Annotated in this window: 17 protein-coding genes; 10 read left to right on the top strand and 7 right to left on the bottom strand. The window is 64.7% G+C overall.

What is annotated here, in order from left to right; all coding sequences use genetic code 11:
* Nucleotides 1-48 precede the first annotated feature (48 nt).
* A complete protein-coding gene (locus FAZ97_RS16855) occupies nucleotides 49-267 on the top strand; it encodes a hypothetical protein (protein ID WP_158759595.1) in 219 nt (72 codons plus the stop codon).
* 84 nt (nucleotides 268-351) lie between these two features.
* On the opposite strand, the gene FAZ97_RS16860 is transcribed toward FAZ97_RS16855, so the two are convergent.
* The 4 genes from FAZ97_RS16860 to FAZ97_RS16875 form a co-directional block, all read right to left on the bottom strand.
* Nucleotides 352-1,545 (bottom strand): porin, encoded by a 1,194-nt coding sequence (locus FAZ97_RS16860; RefSeq protein WP_158760963.1) that lies wholly within the window; start codon nucleotides 1,543-1,545, stop codon nucleotides 352-354.
* Between the two features lie 130 nt (nucleotides 1,546-1,675).
* Entirely contained in the window at nucleotides 1,676-3,022 is a 1,347-nt protein-coding gene (locus FAZ97_RS16865; protein WP_158759596.1) for a c-type cytochrome, read from the bottom strand.
* Between the two features lie 8 nt (nucleotides 3,023-3,030).
* On the bottom strand, nucleotides 3,031-4,806 hold the full coding sequence (locus FAZ97_RS16870; protein ID WP_158759597.1) for a GMC family oxidoreductase: 1,776 nt from the start codon (nucleotides 4,804-4,806) through the stop codon (nucleotides 3,031-3,033).
* Nucleotides 4,807-5,553, bottom strand: a complete 747-nt coding sequence (locus tag FAZ97_RS16875) for a gluconate 2-dehydrogenase subunit 3 family protein (RefSeq protein ID WP_158759598.1) — start codon at nucleotides 5,551-5,553, stop codon at nucleotides 4,807-4,809.
* A 311-nt stretch (nucleotides 5,554-5,864) separates the two neighbouring features.
* On the opposite strand from FAZ97_RS16875, the gene FAZ97_RS16880 reads away from it, so the two are divergent.
* The 9 genes from FAZ97_RS16880 to FAZ97_RS16920 all read left to right on the top strand — a co-directional run bounded on the left by FAZ97_RS16880 (nucleotide 5,865) and on the right by FAZ97_RS16920 (nucleotide 17,366).
* Nucleotides 5,865-6,812, top strand: coding sequence for a dihydrodipicolinate synthase family protein (locus FAZ97_RS16880; RefSeq protein WP_158759599.1), 948 nt, complete (start codon nucleotides 5,865-5,867; stop codon nucleotides 6,810-6,812).
* Nucleotides 6,813-6,844: 32 nt separating this feature from the next.
* Nucleotides 6,845-8,425, top strand: coding sequence for an aldehyde dehydrogenase (NADP(+)) (locus FAZ97_RS16885; RefSeq protein WP_158759600.1), 1,581 nt, complete (start codon nucleotides 6,845-6,847; stop codon nucleotides 8,423-8,425).
* Nucleotides 8,426-8,697: 272 nt separating this feature from the next.
* Nucleotides 8,698-9,798 (top strand): ABC transporter substrate-binding protein, encoded by a 1,101-nt coding sequence (locus tag FAZ97_RS16890; RefSeq protein WP_233271802.1) that lies wholly within the window; start codon nucleotides 8,698-8,700, stop codon nucleotides 9,796-9,798.
* A gap of 117 nt (nucleotides 9,799-9,915) precedes the next feature.
* Nucleotides 9,916-10,995 (top strand): ABC transporter ATP-binding protein, encoded by a 1,080-nt coding sequence (locus FAZ97_RS16895; protein WP_158759602.1) that lies wholly within the window; start codon nucleotides 9,916-9,918, stop codon nucleotides 10,993-10,995.
* Entirely contained in the window at nucleotides 10,992-11,873 is an 882-nt protein-coding gene (locus tag FAZ97_RS16900) for an ABC transporter permease (RefSeq protein WP_199272141.1), read from the top strand. Before FAZ97_RS16895 ends, FAZ97_RS16900 begins: the two co-directional genes overlap by 4 nt.
* Nucleotides 11,873-12,799, top strand: coding sequence for an ABC transporter permease (locus tag FAZ97_RS16905; RefSeq protein WP_233271778.1), 927 nt, complete (start codon nucleotides 11,873-11,875; stop codon nucleotides 12,797-12,799). Before FAZ97_RS16900 ends, FAZ97_RS16905 begins: the two co-directional genes overlap by 1 nt.
* 44 nt (nucleotides 12,800-12,843) lie before the next feature.
* On the top strand, nucleotides 12,844-14,595 hold the full coding sequence (gene araD / locus FAZ97_RS16910; protein ID WP_158759603.1) for an L-arabinonate dehydratase: 1,752 nt from the start codon (nucleotides 12,844-12,846) through the stop codon (nucleotides 14,593-14,595).
* Between the two features lie 119 nt (nucleotides 14,596-14,714).
* A complete protein-coding gene (locus FAZ97_RS16915) occupies nucleotides 14,715-15,923 on the top strand; it encodes a porin (RefSeq protein WP_158759604.1) in 1,209 nt (402 codons plus the stop codon).
* Between the two features lie 252 nt (nucleotides 15,924-16,175).
* Nucleotides 16,176-17,366, top strand: a complete 1,191-nt coding sequence (locus FAZ97_RS16920; RefSeq protein ID WP_158759605.1) for an amidohydrolase family protein — start codon at nucleotides 16,176-16,178, stop codon at nucleotides 17,364-17,366.
* A gap of 147 nt (nucleotides 17,367-17,513) precedes the next feature.
* Here the strand turns inward: FAZ97_RS16920 and FAZ97_RS16925 are convergent, their stop codons facing one another.
* From FAZ97_RS16925 to FAZ97_RS16935, 3 genes are all read right to left on the bottom strand, one after another.
* Nucleotides 17,514-18,047 (bottom strand): EF-hand domain-containing protein, encoded by a 534-nt coding sequence (locus tag FAZ97_RS16925; RefSeq protein ID WP_158759606.1) that lies wholly within the window; start codon nucleotides 18,045-18,047, stop codon nucleotides 17,514-17,516.
* 330 nt (nucleotides 18,048-18,377) lie between these two features.
* A complete protein-coding gene (locus tag FAZ97_RS16930) occupies nucleotides 18,378-19,202 on the bottom strand; it encodes an NAD-dependent epimerase/dehydratase family protein (protein ID WP_158759607.1) in 825 nt (274 codons plus the stop codon).
* 69 nt (nucleotides 19,203-19,271) lie between these two features.
* The gene (locus FAZ97_RS16935; protein WP_233271803.1) at nucleotides 19,272-20,528 is read right to left on the bottom strand and encodes an MFS transporter; all 1,257 of its coding nucleotides are present in this window, start codon (nucleotides 20,526-20,528) and stop codon (nucleotides 19,272-19,274) included.
* Nucleotides 20,529-20,736: the final 208 nt, after the last annotated feature.

Genomic DNA, 20,736 nt, shown 5'->3' on the forward strand with positions numbered 1-20,736 from the left:
CCCCACAAAACCCTAAAGATTCTCCGCGTGCGCGCCGTTAGAGCAGGCATGAAGACCCTACTCACCCAAACCGACGCACGCTTTATCCTGTCGATCGCCCTCGAACTGGCCGAAAGCCAGGCAGCCGCGGCCGGGGTTCAGCTCGAGTCGGCGGCGGGCTCGGCGATTTGCGACGACGTGATCGTCGCCACGCTTTCGCAGTTCGCGCCTACCGTGACGATCGACGAGTTTTACGGCCTGCTGGACCGGCCCGAGGTGTTGCACTGAACGGCGGCACCGCTGAAAAAAAGCGGGCGCTCACAGCATGAGCGCCCGCCGCTTCGTTGCACCAGCAACGAAGTCGAAGCTTGCTTAGAACTTCTGACGCAAGCCCACGCTCACAATGGCTTGCGACTGCGTGGCCGACGAGTGGCCGTTGCCCTTGTCGGACACCGAAGCCGTCGCCGCGACCGGATTGCCGGCGGCGTCGAGCGTCATGCCCGATGCATGCTGGTAGCCCGCGAGCAGATACACCGTCGAGCGCGTCGAGAGATCGTAAGTCGCGCCCACCGAAACGTTGTGGTACTGCGCGTCTTCATCCACGCCTTCCACGGCGCTGCCACGCGTATAGCTGTAGCCCGCGAACAAATGGGTGCGCGGCTGCACGTTCCACTGCGTGAAAATACCCGCGATATTGAAGATCGCGTTGCCCGAGAACAGCGAATTCGCGCCCGGGCGGTACTGCACGTTGCTGTAGTTCACGCCCACCACGGCGGGACCGAAGTCCCACGTCGCGCCCGCCGCCACGACCTGCTGCGATTGCGCGCTCGCATAGCCTTCGTTGATCGACGAGTTGAAGGTGCCGTCGTAGGTGCCTTGCCACTTGCCGTAGGTGGGGTCGTCGAGACCGGTCTTGCTGTTGTCCGAGCGCTCATAACCCACGCCCATGCGCAGCGGGCCGTTCGCATAACCCGCGCCCACGCTCCAGGTGTCCTTGCGCTTCATGCTGCCGGGCTGGCCGCCAAAACCGTACAGCGCGCCGAACGTGAAGCCGGAGTAATTCGCGCTCGTGTACTTGACCGAGTTGTCCACGCGCGTGGTCTGGTCGAGGTCGTCGATGTCGCCCGGATGCGCGCCGAATCCGCCGATGAAGTTCACGGGCGCGACCGGCCCGACGAAGTCGTCGAGCGAAGTGTACTGGCGGCCCATGGTGAGCGAGCCGTAGCGCTGGTCCGAGAGGCCCACGAAGGCCTGGCGACCGAACAGGCGCCCACCCTGGCCCGAGGTGCCGTTCGTGATGTCGAAGCCGTCTTCGAGCAGGAAGATGGCCGCGAGCCCGTTGCCCAGATCCTCCTTGCCCTTGATGCCCCAGCGGCTGCCCGAGAGGTTGCCGGTGGAGAGGCCCACGTTCGAATGGCCCGTGTACGCACCGGTCGTGCCCGTGCGCTCGTTGCTGCGATACGTGATGCCGGCGTCGGCGATGCCATACAGCGTGACCGAGCCTTGCGCCAGAGCGACGCCGCCGAGCGAGAACAGGACTGGTGCGGCGAGCAGGTGTTTTCTCATCATTTGTTGTTTCAACGTCTATGGATCGCCTCGTGAGCGATTTCTGGTTATGCGCGTACGCGCCTGCGGCCTCGTGAACGAGACCGCAGACGTGAAACGCGGGGAAGGGAAAAGTGCGGCGCTGAGTGCGTTAGCGCTTGAGCGTTGCGCCGGGAGGCGACGCCGGCGTGCTCACGGTGACGGTCTTGCGGACCTTCGCGACGTCTTCGGCGCTCACTGGCGCGCCGGCGTTGCCCCAGCTCGCCCGCACGAAGGTCGATACATCGGCCACTTCCTGGTCGGACAGACGCCAGCCGAACGGCGGCATCGTGAACGACGAGGGCGCGGATTTCGTGCCTTCGAGTGCGCTGCCTGCGAGCAGCACGTGAATCAGCGAAGTGGGGTCCTTGCCCTGCACGACCGGGTTGCCGCCGAGTGCCGGGAACACGCGCGTGTAGCCGCGTCCGTCGCTGCGGTGGCAGGCCATGCAGTTGTCGCGATAGACCGCCGCGCCGCGTGCGCTCGCGTCGCCGCTTTGCAGCTTGTTCGCGGCCGCGGCATCGTACGCGTACGGCGTTTCCTTCGGGTCGCTCGTGGGCAGCGTCTTCAGGTAGCGCGCGATGGCGAGCAGGTCCGCGTCGTTCATGTGCTGCATGCTGTGCTGAACCACGTCGGTCATGCCGCCGAATGCGGCGGTATGCAGATTGCGCCCCGACTTGAGGAACTGCACGATGTCGTCCTCGCTCCAGCTGCCTAAGCCCGTGCGCGGGTTGCCGCGCAGGTTCGAGGGCACCCAGCCGTCGATCGGGCCGCCGCCTGCGAGGAAATCGTCGCCTTCGAGGTCGGTGAGCGCGAGTTCCTGCATCGTGCTTGCGCGCGGCGTGTGGCACGCGCCGCAGTGGCCGAGGCCCTGCACGAGATACGCGCCACGCGCGACGATCGCGTCGTTGTAGTGCGATCCGTCGAACGCCTGCACCTTCGGCGCGAACAGCATGCACCAGGCGCCGAGCGGCCAGCGCATCGAGAGCGGCCACGGAATGTCCACGGCGCGGTTCTGCGCCTGCACGGGCCCGACGCCTTGCATGAAATACGCGTAAAGCGCCTTCATGTCGTCATCGCTCAGGCGTGCGTACGAGGGGTAGGGCATCGCCGGGTAAAGCGTTTCGCCGTTCGGCCGCACGCCCTGGCGCACGGCCTTGGCGAAGTCGTCGTAGCTCCACTTGCCGATGCCGGTGTTCGCGTCGGGCGTGATGTTGGTCGAGTAGATCGCGCCGATGGGCGTATCGAACTTCAGTCCGCCCGCGAACGGCTTGCCGCCTTGCATCGTGTGGCAGGCAATGCAGTCGCCGGCGCGCGCGAGGTATTCGCCGTGCGCGACGAGCGCGGCGTTCGGCAGTTCGGCCGCGTGCGCCGCGAATGACGTGAATGCCGCGATAGCCGCACCCGATACCGTTGCGCGTGCAACGTTCGCGCACATGGAAATAATATTCTTCTTCATGCGGCTCTTCACACGCTCACCAGCGGACCGGGGTTCTTCAGATACTGGTTGCGAATGGCTTTCGCGCTCCAGTAGGCGAGGGCGGCGACGAGGCCGGTCGGGTTGTAGCCGATCCCCTGCGGGAACGCGGAGGCGCCCATCACGAACACGTTATGCACGTCCCAGCTCTGCAGATAGCGGTTGATGACGCTGGTGTTCGGATCGCTGCCCATCACCGCGCCTCCCACGAGGTGGGTGGTCTGGTAGCGGCGCGAGTCGAAGTGCGCGCCGAATTCGCGTGTGTACACGTTGATGGCCTTCGGGCCCATCGCCTCGGCGATCTTCTGCATCTGGCCCGTCACGTACTGCGCCATCTTGATGTCGTTGTCCTTCCAGTCGAAGGTCATGCGCAGCAGCGGCTGGCCGTACGAGTCGCGGTAGGTCGGATCGAGATCGAGGTACACGTCGCGATACGACATGTTGGAGCCGTGCGCATCCATCGAAACGGTGTGCGCGTAGTGGTCCTTCACGGCCTTCTTCCAGCCGGCGCCCCAGTTCGGCGTACCGGCGGGCGTGGCGATGCCGCTGATCGGCTTCACGCCTGCCTGGTTTACCCACAGCGGCGAGCCGCCCACGAAGCCGAGCGGTCCGTGATCGAAGTTGTCGGCGTTGAAGTCGTCCACGGCCACGCCGTTGCCGCCCGCGCCGATGAACGGATTCGTCCACGTGTCCTTGTCGAAGAACGCCGTGATGGTCGAAAGGTTCTGGTACGCGAAGTTGCGGCCCACCACGCCCTCGCCCGAAACCGGGTCATAGGGCTTGCCGATGCCCGAGAGCAGCAGCAGGTGCACGTTGTGATACTGGAACGCCGAAACGATCACGAGGTCGGCGGGCTGGAACACTTCCTGGCCCGCCGGATCGATATAGGTCACGCCCGTGGCGCGCTTTTTCGTGTCGTCGAGTTCGACGCGCAGCACGTGGCACTTCGAGCGCAGTTCGAAGTGTTTTTCCTGCTTGAGCGCGGGCAGGATGTTGAGGTTCGGCGAAGCCTTCGAGTACATGTAGCACGCGTAACCGCTGCAATAGCCGCAGAAGTTGCACGGACCCATCTGCACGCCGTACGGGTTCGTGTACGGACCCGAGGTGTTCGCCGAAGGCAGGCGGTACGGGTGCAGGCCGAGCGACTTCGCCGCGTCGAAGAAGCGCTGCGCCGAATACGTATTCAGTTGCGCGGGCAACGGAAAGTTGTCGCTGCGCGCGGCTTCGAACACGTTGCCGTCGCCGACCACATTGCCCTTTACCTTGTACGCCTGACCCGAGGTGCCGAAGACCTTCTCCGCGAAATCGAAGTGCGGCTCCAGTTCGTCGTAGGTCACGCCGTAGTCCTGGATCGTCATGCCTTCGGGGATGAACTTCTTGCCGTAGCGCTCTTCGTAATGGCTCTTCAGGCGCAGCTCTTCGGGCGTGATGCGGAAATGCACGCCCGACCAGTGCAGACCCGCGCCGCCCACGCCTTCACCGGGCAGAAACGCGGCGAGCTGGCGGTAGGGCAGCGCCGTGTCGTTCACGCCGTGGCGGATCGAGACGGTGGTCTTCGACAGGTCGAGGAAGAGCTTCTTGCGGATGTTGTACGTGAGCTCGTCGATGGTGTTGGGGTACGCGCCGTCCGGGTAGGTGTCGCGATACTCGCCGCGTTCGAGCGCGACCACGGTGAGGCCCGCTTCCGTCAGTTCCTTCGAGAGGATCGCGCCGGTCCAGCCGAAGCCGACAACCACGGCATCGACGTGAGGTTTCTTGATCGCCATTTACGTACGCTCTCCGTTGATCGAGACCGGGCCGTACGGATAAGGCTTGCCGTTCTGGTTGACGAAATCCATGAAGTCGGCGCGCGCGCCGGGGAAGCCGATCATCTTCCACGCAGCCATGTCGCGGTTGCCGCCGTGGATCGGGTCGCAGAAGTAGCCTTCGCGCGTGTTCTGCAGCAACTGGCCGAAGAACACGGAGGCGGGCACGCCGTCCAGTTCGACCTTGCCCGCTTCGAGCGCGCTGAGCACGCTGTCACGCGTGCTGGCGTCGAGCGCGTCGAAGTCCTTGCCGTACGCCTTCGTGCAGTACGCGTTCACGGCCTGGATGCCAAGCCGGTAGATGTCGCGCGGCACGAGCTTCAACTGGTAGCCGAGTTCGGGCACGCCTTGCTGGAACGGCCCCTGCATGTACCACAGCGCGCCGTGCGCGTAGGGCGTGCCCATCTGCCGGTCGATGAATTCGGGCACGCCTGCTTCCAGCGCGCCGGGACCTTCGGAGTCGGCGGGAATCAGGCGGTCGGCGGCGGCTTCGACAAAGGCCCACTCGCGCGCGTCGAAGAAGCGCGGCTTGTAGGCGGCCTGCCCGGCTTGAGGCGCGGTGTTCGGCGCAGAGGCGGCGCTGCCCGCCGTGGCGGCGGCGCTCGACGGTGCTTTGCCGCCTTCGCAGCCCGCCAGGGCGCTGGCTGGCACGAGCACCGCTGCCGTGCGTAGGAAGCCGCGGCGTGTCGTGAGAGGAGATTCAGACATTGTGGGATTCTGTATGAGTTCGGCGCGGCGTGATTCGACCGTGTCCGCGTAGCGATCTTGCCCGCTGCGCGTGACACGCCACCGCGGCAGCCACGGAACGGACATGGTAAATGGAACCGGTTCCATTATTCGGACGCGATTCTACAATATTCCTTTACGGGGCCTGTCCCGACCGCGCAGGGGCGGGGCGGCCCACAGCTGCGGGGCCCTCCGAACAAACCCTAACAAATGCAACAAGTTGTTTGACAACTACGGCGAGCCGATGCTACTGTGCATCCTATTGACAACCCTCCATCCCAGCACGAGGCCTCATGAACGTGTCCCCGATTGTCGAGAGCGAATTCGCCTCGACTGTGATGGCAGTGCCGCCGCTTGCACGCCGCCCCGACTTCTCCCTCGACGTTGAACAGAATGGCAAGCTGATCCGCCATATGGAAGCGGGCGGCATTCGCACGCTGCTGTACGGCGGCAATGCGAACCTGTACCACGTCGCCGTGAGCGAATTCCGTGAGTTGCTTGACATGCTTGCCGACCTCACCGCGCCCGAAACGCGCGTGATTCCGGCCATCGGTCCCGACTACGGCAAGATGCTCGACCAGGCGCGCATCCTCGCGCAAACGCAGTACAAGACGGCCATGGTGCTGCCGCTGTCCGGCTTCACCACGCCCGCAGGCGTGGAAGCGGGCCTCACGCGCATCGCCGACACCGCTGGCATTCCGCTCACGCTCTATATCAAGAGCGAAGACTATGTCGACGTGGACACGCTCGTGCGCCTGATCGACCGCGGCACGCTCATCGCCGTCAAGTACGCCATCGTGCGCAAGGACCCGGCGAACGACCCGTATCTGCGCCGCCTGCTGCAAAGCGTGCCGGCCTCGAAGGTCGTCTCGGGCATGGGCGAGCGCCCGGCGCTGGTTCACGTGCGCGACTTCGGTCTGGCCGCCTGGACCACGGGCTCGGGTTGTATCGCTTCGAACACCATCATGGCGCTCTTGAAGGCCGCGAAGGAAGGCCGTGCGGAAGAAGCGCAACGCCTCTACGATGCGTTCATGCCGCTCGAAACGCTGCGCGACGACATCTCGCTGATCCGCGTGCTGCACGACGCCGTGACGCTCTCGGGCATTGCCGACATGGGCCCGATCCTGCCGCTGCTCTCGCAGTCGCCCGCTGAGGCGCTGCCGGCGATCGGCGAGGCGGCCAAGGCGCTGCTCGCATTCGAGCGGAAGCTGGCCGCTTCGGCCCAGACCGCCAACGCGTAAGCGGCGGCGAAAAGCAATTGAACGGAGCGAAGATGCAGATTACTGGAGCAATGCTGCTGGGCGCGCAAGCGGTGCGCGGCGAGGCGGGCGAGATGCGCGCCTTCGCGCCCGCGCTCGGTCAGGAGATCGAGCCGTCGTTCGGCCTTGGCGGCAAGGCCGAAGTCGCGCGCGCTTGTGAACTCGCGGCGCAGGCGTTCGACGCCTTCCGCGCGGCCCCGCACGAAACGCGTGCGCGCCTGCTCGAAGCGATCGCCGAACGCATTGTCGGCATCGGCGACACGCTGATCGAGCGCGCGCATCTCGAATCGGCGCTGCCCAAGGCGCGCCTCGAAGGCGAGCGCGGCCGCACGGTCGGTCAGTTGCGTCTTTTCGCATCGCTCGTGCGCGACGGCCGCTGGTGCGGCGCCGTGCTCGACTCGGCGCTGCCGGATCGCAAGCCGCTGCCGCGCTCGGACCTGCGCGCGCATCGCATTCCGGTCGGCCCCGTGGCCGTGTTCGGCGCGAGCAACTTCCCGCTGGCGTTTTCGGTGGCGGGCGGCGATACGGCTTCGGCGCTCGCCGCTGGCTGCCCGGTCGTCGTGAAGGCGCACCTCGCGCACCCCGGCACCTCGGAACTCGTGGGCCGTGCGATCCAGCAGGCGGTGGCTGACGTCGGTCTGCCCGAAGGCGTGTTTTCGCTCGTCTTCGGCGGCGGCAATGAAGCGGGCGAAACGCTCGTGGCGCATCCGGCCATCAAGGCTGTGGGCTTCACGGGTTCGCGCCGCGGCGGTCTCGCGCTTTCGCACATCGCGGCCGCGCGTCCCGAGCCGATTCCGGTCTACGCCGAAATGAGCAGCATCAACCCGATGTTCGTGCTGCCCGCGGCGCTGGCCGCTCGCGGCGAAGCGCTCGCGCAAGGCTTCGTCGATTCGCTCACGATGGGCGTGGGCCAGTTCTGCACGAACCCGGGCCTCGTGCTCGCGATCGACTCGCCGGAACTCGACCGCTTCGTGAAGGCGGCAAGCGCCGCGCTCACGCAGAAGCCCTCGCAAAGCATGCTGACGGCGGGCATCGCCTCGACGTATGGCGAAGCCGTTGCCGCGCGCAAGCAGTTGCCCGGCATCGAGAACCTGGCCGAAGGCACGAAGGCGGACGCGCATTGCGACGCGCTGCCGGTGTTGTTCAAGGCGAGCGCCGAGCAGTTCCTCGCGCAGCACGCGTTGTCGGACGAGATTTTCGGGCCGACCTCGGTGGTCGTGGCGTGCCGCGACGAAGCCGAACTCGCGCGCGTGGCGGAGCACCTCGAAGGCCAGCTCACGGCGACCCTGCACATCGACCGCGACGACTACGCGATGGCCGCGCGCCTGATGCCGATTCTCGAGCGCAAGGCCGGCCGCATTCTCGCGAACGGCTTCCCGACGGGCGTCGAAGTGTCGTATGCGATGGTTCACGGCGGCCCGTTCCCGGCCACCTCGGACGCGCGCACGACGTCGGTGGGCGCGATGGCGATCGAGCGTTTCCTGCGTCCGGTCTGCTACCAGGATCTGCCGGCCGAACTTCTGCCGGTCACACTGCAGAACGACAATCCGCTCGCGCTGTGGCGTTTGCGCGACGGCGAGCTGGTGAAGCAGTAATCCCGCAAAAGCGGTCAGGAAAGCGCCTGCAGAAGCCTTGCAGGCGCTTTCTCCAAACGGATTCCGACAAGGGGCTCACAGTAGTCTCACAAAGAGCCTGACGTTGCTTGACAACTTGGTGCGTGGTTCGGCATCCTGTGTCCGGCTTGGGCAATACAAAAATGGCCGCGTTAGAACAAATTCCATAACAAGTGTGAGGAGATGCGATGTTCGATGGACGCTTGAAGGCCAGCGTGCTGGCCGTGTGTGTGGCGGCTGCCGCAGCGCTCGGCATGAGCGCGGCCAACGCCGATCCCGTTTCCCTGAACATTGTCGACGTGGCCGGTAACCTGCAGCTCACGCAGAAGGCCTTCGAAGCGTTCAAGGCGAAGAATCCGAATCTCGTCTCCAATATCACCTATACCAACGCGCCCGCGCCGCAGTTGCCTGGCAAGATCAAGGCGATGCAGGCCGCAGGCCGCGCCGACATCGATCTCGTGCTGACGGGCACCGACGCGCTCGCCGCCGGCATCGAACAGAATCTTTGGATGAAACTGCTGCCGGATCAGCAGGCAGCGCTGCCGGGCGTCCTCGACAAGTACGCGCCGGGCCCGCGCAAGATGCAGGACCTCGCGCAAGGCTATGGCCTCGAAGTGTCGTACATGCCGGCCGGTCCGCTGATCGAATACAACCCGGCCAAGGTCGCCAAGCCGCCGCAAACGCCGCAGGAACTGCTGGCGTGGTGCAAGGCGAATCCCGGCAAGCTGATCTATGCGCGTCCGGCGAACTCGGGTCCGGGCCGCACGTTTCTGATGGGCCTGCCGTACCTGCTCGGCGACAAGAACCCGCAAGACCCGATCAACGGTTGGGACAAGACCTGGGCGTTCCTGAAGGAACTGAATACGTGCGTGCCGTACTACCCGGGCGGCACCTCGGCGGTCATGAAGGAACTCGGCGAAGGCACGCGCGACATGACCGTGACCGTGACGGGCTGGGACATCAACCCGCGCGCGCTCGGCATCGTGCCGGCCGACTTCAAGGTGCAGGCGTTCAACAACATGACGTGGGTGAACGACGCCCACTTCATGGTCGTGCCGAAGGGCGTGTCGAAAGAGAAGCTCGCGGTGCTCCTCAAGCTCATGAACTTCATGCTGGAGCCGCAGCAGCAGGCCATGACGTATGACGACGGCTACTTCTACCCGGGCCCCGCGGTGAAGGACGTCACGCTGCAAATGGCGCCGAAGGAAAGCCAGGACGTGATCGCGAAGTACGGCCGCCCCGAGTACGCGAAGTGGCTCACGGCTTATCCGCATGTCCAGCCGCTCTCGGCGCAGGCCATGGTCGCCGCGTTCCAGAAATGGGACCGCGAAGTTGGTTCGCAGAAGTCGCAGTAGCGAGAGGAAGAATCGGCAATGGACGGGCGGTGCTCGTATGGCTTCGGTTGGGGGGCGCCGTCCGCGATCCCTGCTCACGCAGGTTGATCCTATAGTCTTGTTGGTCAGGAACGTGTCATGAAGCATTCTTTCGATCGTCTGCGCCTCGACTCGGTATGCCGTAGCTTCACCAACGCGGAGGGGACGCAGCTCGCCGCGCTGCGTAATCTCGACCTCGACATTCGCCGTGGCGAATTCATCGCGCTGCTCGGGCCTTCGGGCTGCGGGAAATCCACGGCGCTCAATTGCATCGCCGGTCTGCAGCCGCTCACGAGCGGCAGCATCTGGCTGGACGACCTGCGCATCGACGTGCTGCCGCCCGAGAAGCGCGGCTTCGGCATGGTGTTCCAGAACTACGCGTTGTTCCCGCACATGACGGTGCTGGAGAACGTCGGCTTTGGCCTGAAGATGCAGGGCGTGCCGCGCGAAGAGGCGAAGCGCCGCGCGCGCGAGGCGCTGCAGCTCGTGCAGCTCGTCGGTCATGAAAACAAGCTGCCGGGCCAGCTTTCGGGCGGCCAGCAGCAGCGCGTGGCGATTGCCCGCGCCATCGTCATCGAGCCGCCGCTCGTGCTGATGGACGAACCGCTCTCGAATCTCGACACCAAGCTGCGCATTGAAATGCGCGCGGAAATCCGCCGTATTCACGGCCAGCTCGAACGCGCCACGATCTACGTGACGCACGATCAGGACGAAGCGCTTTCGATGGCGGACCGCATCGTCGTGATGAAAGAGGGCACCGTGCAGCAGGTGGCGACGCCCAAGGAAGTCTATAGCCGTCCGTCGAATCTGCATGTCGCGCGCTTCATGGGCTTTCGCAACGTGCTGCCGTTCGCGATTACGGGCGAGCAGGGCGACCATGTCGCCATGTCGTCGGCGGGCATCACGCTCACAGGCGTGCCGATGGGCGAACTGAACGGCGGCGAGATTTCGGTGGCCATGCGCCCCGAAGATTTCGAGCGCGCCAATGCGGGCGATGCCAACGCCTTCGATGTGGAAGTGGAAATGGTCGAGTACGGCGGCCGCGATTCGCTGCTGCTCGCCAACGCGCCGTTCGGCAAGCTGTGGGCGCGCGTGGAAGGCGAATTCGCAGCGGGCGAGCGCGCCACGCTGCGCGTCGCGCCTTCGCACGTGCTGGCCTATGCGGAGCGTGCGTCGTGAGCACGCTCATTGCGTCGTTGACCCGGGCGCCGCGCGATTCGCGCGGCTGGCTCATCACGCCCGCGCTCGGCTTCATCATCGCGATGTTCCTCTATCCGTTCGCCTACGGCCTCGTGCTGTCGTTCAAGCCGATGAACGGCGGCGGCATGTTCGCGAATTACCTGCAGTTCATTCACGACCTTGCGCTGTGGCCCACGGTATTCGTCACGCTCAAGCTGGCGGTGCCCGCGACCCTCATCAACGTCGGGCTTTCGCTGCCGGTGGCCTTCGCGCTGCGCCGCAAGTCGCCGTACCAGAAGCTCGTGACCACGTTGCTCGTGATTCCCGTCACGCTCGGCACGGTGCTGATCGCCGACGGCATGCTCAGCTACTTCGGCCCGAACGGCTGGTTCCCGCAGGCGCTGCACGCGCTGCATCTGTACACGAGCGAAGAGATTCGCCTCACGCACAACTACTGGGGCGTGCTGATCTCGCTGATCGTTTCGGGTTTCCCGTTCGCGTTTCTGCTCACGCTCTCGTACGTCACCGGCATCGACCCCACGCTCGCGCGCGCAGCGGCGACGCTCGGCGCAGGACCGTGGCAGCAGTTCCGCCAGATCTATTTGCCGCTGCTCGCGCCCGGCCTCACGATGGCCGCGTGTCTTTCGTTCGTGCAGGCGTATTCGGTGTTTCCTTCGGCGGTGCTGCTCGGTGCGCCCGCAGGCCCCACGCGCGTGATCTCCATCGCCGCATCCGAAGCCGCGTTCGAGAGCTATGACTACTCGCTCGCCTCGACCATCGCGATCGTGATGGGCTTCGTGCAGCTGATCGTCGTGGCCGCGATGCTGAGCGCGAAGCGCTTCTTCTACTCGGGCCCGGTGAGTGGAGGGAAAGGCTGATGACCGCACATCAACGTAACGCGGCCGGCCTGCGCACGGGTGCGCAGGCGAGCGAAGAGCGTGCCGCGTCCGCCGCCGATGCCGTGCAGGCAAAACCCGCTTCGCGCCTGCCCGACGTGCTCTGGAAAGTATTCGTCTGGGGCGGCGTTGTGTTCTTCCTGCTCAACGTGGTGCTGCTGATCGCCACCGTGGGCGTGAACTCCATCGCCACGCGCTGGTTCGGCACGCCGCTGCCACAAGGCTTCACGCTGCACTGGTATGCGCAGGCGTGGCGCGACTTCCAGCTTTCGAGCGTGCTGTGGGTGACGTTCGAAGTGGTGGGCTCGGTCGTGCTGCTTTCCATCGTGCTGGGCGTGCCCGCCGCCTACGCGCTGGCGCGCGCACAGTTTCCCGGCAAGCGCATGGCGATGCTCGTGTTCCTGCTGCCGCTCATGGTGCCGCCCGTCACGTACGGCATTCCGATGGCGACCGCCATGTACCAGGTCGGTCTCGCGGGCACACTGCCCGGCGTGATCCTCGCGAACCTGGTGCCCGCGCTGCCGTTCGTGATCCTCGTGATGACGCCGTTCATCGAGCAGATCGATCCGAACCTGGAATCGGCCGCGCGCATTTTCGGCGCGAACACGCTGCGCTATTTCCGTTATGTATTGCTGCCGCTTCTCGTGCCCGGGATGCTGGCGGCAGGGCTGCTCGTGCTCGTGCGCACGATCGGCATGTTTGAACTCACTTTCTTTACCGCCGGACCCGACACGCAAACGCTGGTGGTTGCGCTGTACTACGCCGTCTTTTCGACGGGCGTGCGTGCGCCGCAATCCATCGACGCCATGGCGATGATCTATATGGCCATCACGCTTGCGTGGGTGCTGGTTGCCCTGCAGTTCGTCAGCCCGACACAGCTCGTGTCGCGCGTGAAGGAGCAACGCTAGGCCAGTGCCGGCGGCTTTACTGGAAACACCTGGAGCAACGCAAGATGAGCAAGAAGCGAAAGACCCCCGAAGAACTGCGCAGCCACCGCTGGTATGGCGTGAACGACCTGCGGTCGTTCGGCCATCGCTCGCGCACCGCGCAGATGGGCTACAGCCGCGAAGAGTACGCGGGCAAACCGGTGATCGCCATCCTCAATACGTGGAGCGAGATCAACCCTTGCCATACGCACTTCAAGCAGCGCGTGGAAGAGGTCAAGCGCGGCATCTGGCAAGCGGGCGGTTTCCCGATCGAGCTGCCGGTGCAAACGCTGTCCGAGCCGTTCCAGAAGCCCACTACGATGCTCTACCGCAACTTCCTCGCCATGGAAGCGGAAGAGACGATCCGCTCGTACCCGGCCGACGGCGTCGTGCTGATGGGCGGCTGCGACAAGACCACGCCCGCGCTGCTGATGGGCGCGATTTCGATGGACCTGCCGACGATCTTCCTGCCCGCGGGCCCGATGCTCAACGGCAACTGGAACGGCGTGACGCTCGGCTCGGGCTCGGACACCTGGAAGTACTGGGCGGACCTGCGCGCGGGCAAAATCACCGAAGAAGACTGGAAGGGCGTGGAAGGCGGCATCGCACGCTCGCCGGGCCACTGCATGACGATGGGCACGGCATCGACGATGACGAGCGCCGCGGAAGCGCTCGGCTTCACGCTGCCGGGCTTCGCCTCGATCCCCGCGCCGGACTCGCGCCACGCGCAGATGTCGGCGAAAACGGGCATGCGCATCGTCGAGATGGTGTGGGAAGACCTGAAGCCTTCGGACATCATCACGCGCAAGTCGGTCGATAACGCGGTGACGACGTGTCTCGCGCTCTCGGGCTCGACCAACGCGATCGTGCACATGATCGCGCTCGCGCGCCGCGCCGGTGTCGATCTCACGCTCGCGCAGTACGACGAAATCGCGCGCCATACGCCGGTGCTCGCGAACATCCGCCCGACCGGCAAGTACCTCATGGAGGACTTCTACTACGCTGGCGGCCTGCGCGCGATGCTCAAGGAACTGGGCGACCTGATCGACGGCACGCAGATGACCGTGAACGGCAAGACGCTCGGCGAGAACATTGCTGACGCCGAAATTTACAGCGAAGAGGTGATCTATCGCCGTGCGAAGCCGCTCATGCCGGATACGGGTCTCGCCGTGCTGCGCGGCAATCTCGCGCCGGACGGCGCCGTGATCAAGCCGGGCGCGGCGGAGAAGCACCTGCACGTGCATACGGGCAAGGCCGTCGTGTTCAAGGACTATAACGACATGGCCGCGCGCATCGACAGCGAAGATCTCGACTGCGACGAGAACAGCGTGATCGTGCTCCAGCACGCGGGTCCGGTGGGTGCGCCGGGCATGCCCGAGTGGGGCCAGCTGCCGATTCCGCAAAAGATTCTGCAGAAGGGCGTGCGCGACATGTTGCGTATTTCCGACGCTCGCATGAGCGGGACGAGCTATGGCGCGTGCGTGCTGCACGTGGCGCCGGAATCGTTTATCGGCGGTCCGCTCGCACTCGTGCAGGACGGCGACCTGATCGAACTAAACGTGCCGGAGCGCCGCCTGAACGTGCTGATTTCCGACGAAGAGATGGCGCGCCGCAAGGCCGCGTGGGTCGCACCGGAACCGCGCTTCAAGCGCGGCTATGGCGCGATGTACCAGATGCACGTGATGCAGGCCAACAACGGCTGCGAGTTCGACTTCATGCAGCGTGACGGCGTGGGCGGTGCGTGCGCCAGCGCGGGCGGCGAACCCGAGATTCACTAAGGAGACACATTCGGCAAGGAGCGCTTCAGGGGTGACTCGCTCCTAGCCGGACAGGAGGAAATGTAGCAACCAGGGTTTTAACGAGTATCAAACCACAACGACTAAAGATAGGACTACCGATGAAAAAAACTATCCTCGCTTCCGCGCTTGGACTCGCGGCGCTCGGCGCACACGCGCAAAGCAGCGTCACGCTGTACGGTATCGTCGATACCGGTATTGGTTATCAGAGCAGTTCCGCCAAGCTGGGCAGCAACGCTGGCGGCGCTTCCGTGGTCAAGATGGTGCAGGGCGTGTGGGCCGGCTCGCGTTTCGGCTTCAAGGGTAGCGAAGATCTCGGCGGCGGCACCCGCGCGATCTTCCAGCTCGAAGAAGGCTACAACTCGGCAACCGGTGCGCAATCGACTTCGGGCCTGATGTTCAGCCGTGCCGCGTGGGTTGGCGTCGCGAACGCGAACTACGGCACGCTGACGGCTGGCCGCCAGTACGCGCCTTACTACACGCTGCTCTCGCCGTACAGCCCGACCACGTGGCTGACCGGCGCATACGGCGCGCACCCGGGCGATATCGACTCGATGGACACGATCTATCGCATCAACAACTCGCTGGTCTATACGTCGCCGAACATCGCGGGCCTGACCGTGAGCGGCATGTACGCGCTGGGCGGCGTGGCGGGCAGCACCGGCGCAGGCCAGACGTGGAGCGTGGCCGCGCAATACCTGCACGGTCCGGCAGGCATCGCAGTGGGCTTCGAGCGCCTGAGCAATTCGACGCCTGGCGGCGGCACGTGGGGCGATAACTCGACGGCGAACAGCGGTGGGGAGCCCGGCGTTTCGGCGCTCACGAATGGCTTCCAGTGGGCGCAGACGCAACAGCGCCTCGCCGTGACGGCCGGCTACCAGTTCAGCTCGCAGTGGGACATCTCCGTCGCGTACTCGAACGTTCAGTACATTCCGGGCGTGAATTCGCACTTCACCGACACGCAGATCTGGAACACGGGCGGTGTCGTGCTGCACTACAAGCCGATCACCGTGCTCGACCTCGCGGCGGGTTTCTCCTATACGCGCGCGACGAAGGCCAACGGCATCCAGAGCGCTGCTTCGTACGCACAGTACAACATGTCGCAGTACTACACGCTCTCGAAGCGTACGGGCATCTACTTCGTCGAAGCATACCAGCGCGCGGGCGGCCAGACGCTGGGCACGCCTAGCCCGACCAGCCCGAGCGGCATCATCAACGCAACTGCCGACATCGGCGACGGCCAGAACAGCGCACCGTCCTCGTCGCGCAGCCAGGTGGCGGGCGCGGTCGGTATCGTTCACCGCTTCTAAGTCTTTTCACGCTCCGAAAGCAGTATCTTCGGCGGTGCCGGGTTTACCCGGCGCCGCCGTTTTTTTTGGGGGGTGGGGCACAGCCACGCCGATCGCTGACGCGGGAGGCCGCTCGCCGTGTCATCAGTCAAGACGAGACAGGCCGGAGCCACATGAAACTTCGTCACTGGCTGGCCGTCAATGCCGCGGATTTCGTCGCGATCAGCGCGATTCAGTGCACACTGGGGGCTCCGTGGCATCGGCATGACATCCATGACTTCCTCACTTCATCTCTCCAACGTCTGCCTGGCCGACGGCCAGCGCGTATGCGTCGCGCTTGCCAACGGTCGCATCGAGGCAATCGGACCGCACGTGCCCGTACAACCGGGCGTGCCGGTCGTGGACGGCGGCGCGGCCTTGCTGCTACCGGGCTTCGTCGAAGGCCACACGCACCTCGACAAGAGCAATTGGGGCCGCCCGTGGTATCGCAACGAGGTCGGGCCGCTGCTCACCGATCGCATCGGCAACGAGCGCGAATGGCGCAAGACGTCGGGCCACGACGCCGCTGCGCAGTCGCTCGCGCTGGCGCGCGCGTTCGTGCAGGCCGGCACGACGCGCATGCGCACGCACGTCGACATCGACACCGACGCGCGTTTGCGTTATCTCGAAGGCGTGCTTGCCACGCGGCATACCTTGCGCGATGTCCTCGACATGCAGATCGTCGCGTTTCCGCAGTCGGGCATGCTGATCCGCCCGGGTACGGTCGAGTTGCTCGACAGCGCACTGGCGGCCGGCGCCGACGTGCTCGGCGCGCTCGACCCGGCACTGATCGACGGCGATCCCGTGGCTTCGCTGAATGCCACGTTCGAACTGGCACAGCGCCATCGCAAGCCGATCGATATTCATCTGCATGAGCCTGGCGAGGTTGGGGCGTTCACGCTGAAACTGCTGCTCGATCGCGTGCAGGCGCTCGGCATGCAAGGCCAGGTTGTCGTGAGCCACGCGTTTTGTCTGGGCGCGTTGCCGGACCGCGAGCGCGACGCATTGATCGACCGCATCGCGCAACTGCGCGTGGCGTTGCTCACGAGTGCGCCGCCTTCGCGCCCGGTTCCGCCGCTAAAGCTCTGCCGCGAGAAGGGCGTTACCGTGTTCGGCGGCAACGATGGCATTCGCGACACCTGGTCGCCGTATGGCGTGCCCGACATGCTCGAGCGCGCCATGTTGATCGGCCTGCGCTACGACCTGCGTCGCGACGACGACATCGCGATCGCATTCGATTGCGTGAGCGATGCCGCCGCGCGTGGCTGCGGTTTCGCCGACTACGGTCTGCGTGTGGGCGCGCGTGCGGACCTCGTGGTCGTGGAGGCGCAGAGTGTTGCGCATGCCGTTGTCGCGCGGCCAAAGCGCAAGCTCATCGTTGCGAACGGGCGCATCGTCGTGCGTGACGGTGAGTTGACCGTATAAACGATCGGCAGGGCGTTCAGGTTGTCGACGTGCGGATCGAGCGTGGTTGCGTGATCACGCAAGGCTGCGCCGGCTCGAACGGCATCGCAACGTGCATTGCGGCGTGATGAGATGCGAGTTTGTATGCGGCCGGCGCGTTTTGTGTTGTTAGCCGAGATTTTTCCAGAACGTTTCGGCCAGGCTCAGGCCAGTGCTCAGGAAATTGTCGGCTTTCGCTTGATCCAGATTGCCGTCTGCATCTCGTGTATAGGAATCCAGAAGATCGTTGAACACCTGGCTTCCGCTCGAAATGCTCTTGCTCACGCCCGTCACGAACTCGGTAAGCGACACCTGACCGTCGTTGGACGTGTCGAAGCTGCTAAAAAGCTGCTTTGCGTCGTCGGCTCCCACGCCGGCGCGCGAGAGTTGAGCCTGGAATTCGTCGAGCGACAGGGAATCGTCGTTGTTCTTGTCGCCCTGCACGAACATCTGGGGCGCCCATGCAACCGCGAGTGGCGTTGCGCGCAGTGTCTGCGTTTCGGCCGCGCCGGTGCTCGTATTGATGGCCGTGACCGTTTTCTGGGTCGAAAAGCTGTTGAGCGTGGCACGATCGGGCGAGTCCGACGCAGCTGACTGCTTTTGCGAGAAGCCGAAATACGCATCGTAAGCAGAGGTTGAGCCGTTCACTGAGGACATGGACATCACAGAATCCTTTAACGAATTGTGTTGGGTGGGCCCGCAACATGCCGTACGGCCGTGCAGACTTTCACTCTGGATTACGGTTGCATTTCATCTGACTTTATACGTTGTACAAATCTGTACAAATCTCTACAAAAGGCGGCCGCGTTCGACGTTTGAAGTCGATCCTGTGTAGATGCCGAACGGGCCTCAAAGTCCGATCGCCCATGCGAGGAAAGCACCGTTTGTGGCCGGCTACAGCCTGTGTGCAATCGGTCTCTCCGGTAACCCGCGAAGAACCAAAAAAAAGCGCCCGCAGGGGCGCTAAAACGCAAACACCGGAGAAGCGGCGTATCACGAACGCTTGCCGCGCTGGTCCACCGGCGTGAAATCGAAGCTGGCGAAACTGCCGCCCTGATAGCGTTGCGCCGTGGCGTCGAGCGGGTTCTGCTGCGCGAGAATTTCAGCGGCCCAGTCTTCCGAATTTTGCTTCGGCTCGTAGCCGAGGCGCTTCGCGTCGTCGTTCGCGCCCTCCTGAATCCAGTAGCGGCGCGTGTTGTTCGACACGCCCCACACCACGGCAAAGCCGATCTCGTCCACATTGATCACACGATCGACGAGATGGAACAGGTCTTCGTGGCCGAACCACGTGCTCAATTGACGGAACTCCGTGGGCTTCGGCAGGCAGCTGCCAATGCGCACGTTCACGGTCTCGATGCCGTGCTTGTCCCAGTACAGGCGCGCGAGCGATTCGCCCCATGCCTTGGAAAGACCGTAGAAGCCGTCCGGGCGGAACGCGCAGTCGAGCGTGAGCTTTTCTTCCACGGGGTACATGCCGATCGCGTGATTCGAGCTTGCGAACAGAATGCGTTTCGTGCCGTGGCGGCGCATGCCTTCGTAGACTTCGACGAGGCCGCGCAGGTTGTTTTCGATGATCTCGGGCAGGGGGCGCTCGACACTCGTGCCGGCCATGTGGATCAGCACGTCCACGCCGTCGAGCAGGCGATCGACCACGGCGGGGTCGCGCAGATCGCCGTGCATCACGTCTTCGCCCGCGACGAGCGGTTCAAGCGGCTTCGAGCCGGCCGCGGAGCGCAGGTTCACACCGCGTTCGAGCAGGCCCTTGCGCAACACGGTGCCGAGCTGGCCGGCTGCGCCGGTCAATGCAACTTTCTTCACTGTGATTGTCCTCACGTAGAAATGCCTAAAGCCGGCACCCTCGCGGGCGCCGGCCGGTGAACAGGGCGATCAGGCCTTCACTTTATGCGAGGACTGAAGCGCCGGGTTGGCCGCGTTGTCGTTCTGCTCGTTCGAGATCAGTCGCCATGCCACGCAGGCGCCGATGATGTCGAACAGCATGAGACACACGAACAACGGGTTATAACCGATGGTACTGGCCACGATGCCGACGATGAGCGAGAACACCGTCGCGCCGAGGTAGCCGAACATGCCCGAGAGACCCGTGGCCGTGGCGACTTCGTGCTGGCCGAACACGTCCGAAGCGAGCGTGAACAGCGCACCCGAAATCGTCTGGTGTGCGAACGTGCCGACGCAGAAGAGGGCGATGGCAGCGTACGGGCTCGCAACGAGGCCCACGCAGGCCGGTCCGATCATGAGCAGCGCGCCGGTCGTGATGACGAGCTTGCGCGAGGTGATCAGCGAGCAGCCGAACCAGCGGATGAAGAGCGGTGCGAGGTAACCGCCTACCAGGCAGCCGAGGTCGGCGGCGAGGAACGGGATCCACGCGAACAGCGCGATTTCCTTCAGGTTCATGTGGCGCACGGTGACCATGTACAGCGGAATCCACGCGCCGAAGGTCTGCCATGCCGGTTCAGCGAGCATGCGCGGAATGCCGATGCCCCAGAAGCGGCGCGTCTTGAGCACTTCCTTGAACGAGGCGCGGCGGCCTTTGGTCGACTTCTGCGCTTCGGTCTGGCCTTCGCGGATGTAGTCGGCTTCTTCCTGCGAAAGCCGCGGGTGTTCGGCGGGCATCTTGAAGAACACGAGCCAAAGCGCCACCCAGATCAGCGCGACGCCGCCGGTCAGCACGAACGCGAACTGCCAGTTGAACTTGAGAATGCACCACACGACGAGCGGCGGAGCGAGCATCGCGCCGATCGAGGTGCCGGTATTGAGCCAGCCGGTCGCGACCGAGCGCTCCTTGGCCGGGAACCATGCGCTGATGGACTTCATGCCTGCCGGGAAGATCGCGGCTTCGGTCATGCCGAGCATGCCGCGGAAGACTGCGAGTGCGGGCCAACTGCTGGCGAGGCCGTGCAGCATGTTGGCGATGGCCCAGCCGAACGCGAAGATCGCGAAGCCGATCTTGACGCCCACAGAGTCGAGCACGAAACCGGCGACAGGCTGCGCGAGGGCATAGCAGGCCTGGAAGGCTGTGACCACGTACGAGTACTGCTGCGTGGTCATGTGAAGCGTTTCAGTCAGCGTGGGTGCGGCCACCGCGAGCGAGCTGCGCGCGAGGTAGTTGAAGATGGTGCCGATCATGATGAGGCCGATGATCCACCACCGCACCCCCTTGATAGTCTTGCGTTGCACTGCTCGTCTCCTGCTGTTGGCGGGCTCTGGCATGAAGCGGTGCCGGAAGGTGAGCCCGAATGGCTGTGTTTCTGTGCGTGGCGCCCGGTGCTGGCCTGGGTAGCCGCGTTGCTGGTCTCCCGCTGGCCGGGATGAAGGGCGGTGCCGGTGCGCATCG

This window comes from Paraburkholderia acidiphila (assembly GCF_009789655.1).
GTDB classification, from domain to species: Bacteria; Pseudomonadota; Gammaproteobacteria; order Burkholderiales; family Burkholderiaceae; genus Paraburkholderia; species Paraburkholderia acidiphila.